1 protein-coding gene is annotated in these 629 nt (G+C 67.7%); it reads right to left on the bottom strand.

What is annotated here, in order from left to right:
• A partial coding sequence (locus J6500_RS31660; RefSeq protein ID WP_225716602.1) for a helix-turn-helix domain-containing protein occupies positions 1 to 627 on the bottom strand: 627 nt, incomplete at its 3' end.
• Positions 628 to 629 lie beyond the last annotated feature (2 nt).

Genomic DNA, 629 nt, shown 5'->3' with positions numbered 1-629 from the left:
CGCGTGGCGCAGCCGCGAGCGCACCAGATATTGATGCGGGGTGACGCCGAGCACCGACGAAAACAGCCGCAGGAAATGGAAGGTGCTGAGCCCGGCCTGCTCGGCGGCATCGTCGAGGTCGATGGCGTGGTGCGAATTGGCGTCGATCCACAGCGCGGTCTCCACCGCGCAGCGGCGGTCGCGCAGCGCCGCCGTCAGCGGCTTTGCCTTGCGGTCGGACACCACCTCGACGAAGCGGCTCGCGAGCAGGTGGCCGATCTCGTCGAGGCCGACGTCACTGTTGCCAGCTGCCGCCGTTTGGGCGAGCTCGCCGAGCACCATCAGTTCCGGCAACGGCGGCACCGAGCCGACCTGCCAGACCGCGGCGCGGTCGCCGATCGTCTCCACCAGCTCCGGATCGAGGAAGAACGACAGGCAGACGTCGCCGACCACATGGTCATGGGTGCAGGTGTATTCGTCGCCGGGATGGCCGATCAGCATCGAGCCCGCCACCAGCTCATGGAAGCGGCCGCGGCAATGGCAGCCGAAGCTGCCGCTGCGGACATAGGACACCGAATGGCAGTCGAACTGTTCGGCGAACGGCTTGTCGCCGGGCTCCGCAGTGCAGCGAAACTCGTTCACGGTGATGC

This window comes from Bradyrhizobium semiaridum (genome assembly GCF_020329505.1).
Taxonomy (GTDB): domain Bacteria; phylum Pseudomonadota; class Alphaproteobacteria; order Rhizobiales; family Xanthobacteraceae; genus Bradyrhizobium; species Bradyrhizobium semiaridum.
Note: the sequence above shows the minus strand (reverse complement) of the source record. Positions and strands in the feature narration are given on the sequence as shown.